A 1,630-nucleotide genomic window follows, 5' to 3' on the forward strand; every position below is an offset into this window, starting at 1 on the left:
ATCAACCTCGGCCTCACCCGCACCAACGGACGCTGGAACCTGCCGACACCAGCATGAACAGGCCAGTGGCGGGCCGGCTACGCCGACCCGCCACATCAGACCACGAAGATCTTCATCGGACTTCTAGGTCGTAGAGCTCGTGCGGGCCGTGCGGGTATCTGTGTACGTATTTCCAGTCGGCTGTGCGGATCATCCGCACCGGGCCGTACTCGTCGTAGACGACTACGCGGTCGCGTTCGGGCTCGGTGGCTGTGGGCAGGCCGGGCCGCGGTCGCGGAGTGGAGCCGTCGAGTAGGTCGGTGAACGAGCGGCCGGGCAGGTCGGTCCGGTCGGCGGCGTGGCCATCGGCCGAATACGTCGCAGGGGCCGAATCAAGGGCCAGGTAGTCGACGAGGGTGGGCAGTACGTCGTACTGGGAGAGCAGTTCCGCCTGGGTGCGGCCGCCTGGGATGCGGCCGGGTTGGGCCACCAGGAACGGGACCATGACTGAGGAGTCGTACATGTTCTGTGGGAAGGTTCCGTTGCCCTTGCCCCAGATGCCGTGGTGGCCGGCGTTGAAACCGTTGTCGCTGGTGAAGATCACCAGGGTGGACTCGGTCAGGCTGTGGCGCTCGAGGCTGGCTAGGACCCGGCCGATCGCGGCGTCCATGGCGGTGGTGGCGGCGAAGTAGCCGATCAGCGCTTCGCGGGTGTCGGGCTCGCCGCCGACCGCCGCGCCGTCGGGGTCCAGTGGCTGCCAGGGGTGCGCTGGGGGCTGCGGGCAGGTCTCGAATGCGCAGTCGCGGTACATATCCGTGTACTGCTTCGGGTGCTGGCCCCTCCAGGGCTTGTGTGGGGCGGTGAAGTGCAGTGAGAGGTAGAACGGCTCGGGCGCGTCGGCCTGGGTGGTTAGGAATGCCTCGGCGTCGTCGGCTAGGGCGTCGGTGAGATATCCGGGCTCCGCGACGCGGGTGCCGTTGCGGTACATCGGGGCGCCGCAGTAGGGGCCGCCGCCGCTTTCGTGGGCGTACCAGTGCACGAATCCGCGGCGGGGGCGGTCGTTGGCGCCGAGGTGCCATTTGCCGGACAGGCCAAGGCGGTAACCCGCGTCCGCGAGCAGGTCCGTGAACAGCGGCTGGCCCTCGAGGAAGTCTAGCCCGGTGTGTCCGGCGTGGTGGTAGGCGAGCCAGTCGTGCACGCCGTGCTGGGACGGGAGCCGGCCGGTGAACAGTGAGGCGCGCGCGGGGGAGCAGACCGGGGAGGTGCAGAAGAAGCGGGAGAAGCGCACGCCGCGTCCGGCCAGCGCGTCGAGGTGCGGGGTGCGGATCTCGTGGTTGCCGGCGCAACCCAACGCCCACGGGCCCTGATCGTCGGACAGGATCAACAGGACGTTCGGGCGGGCGGGATCGCGGCTGGCCATGCGGAGTTCTCCTCGCGGATTCGGCTACGTCCCGATGCTCGGGCGGCGCGCCCGGCGGGGTCAACCGGTCGGGAGCGGATGAATCCGAGATGACCGCCGGGCCGCCGCGCCGCCGTTCTCGCACCCTGCGACCTCGGATGACGCGTGGGAGCCAGGAATCATCCGCTATTCATGTGCTCTGACGAGTGTTGACCCGGTGATGAATCCCCGGCAAACATATGGGCACCGATC

1 protein-coding gene is annotated in these 1,630 nt (G+C 68.8%); it reads right to left on the reverse strand.

All coding sequences use genetic code 11. The features are described 5' to 3' along the window. Positions 1-112: 112 nt before the first annotated feature. Complete coding sequence (locus tag KDL01_RS40965; RefSeq protein ID WP_212534117.1) at positions 113-1,399, reverse strand: sulfatase-like hydrolase/transferase; 1,287 nt, start codon at positions 1,397-1,399, stop codon at positions 113-115. Positions 1,400-1,630: the final 231 nt, after the last annotated feature.

This window comes from Actinospica durhamensis (genome assembly GCF_018139695.1).
Classification (GTDB): Bacteria; Actinomycetota; Actinomycetes; order Streptomycetales; family Catenulisporaceae; genus Actinospica; species Actinospica durhamensis.

What these genes read in the sequence shown, in the direction of transcription:
- KDL01_RS40965 (WP_212534117.1), bottom strand. Translation starts at nt 1,399, where the DNA reads ATGGCCAGCCGCGATCCCGCCCGCCCGAACGTCCTGTTGATCCTGTCC.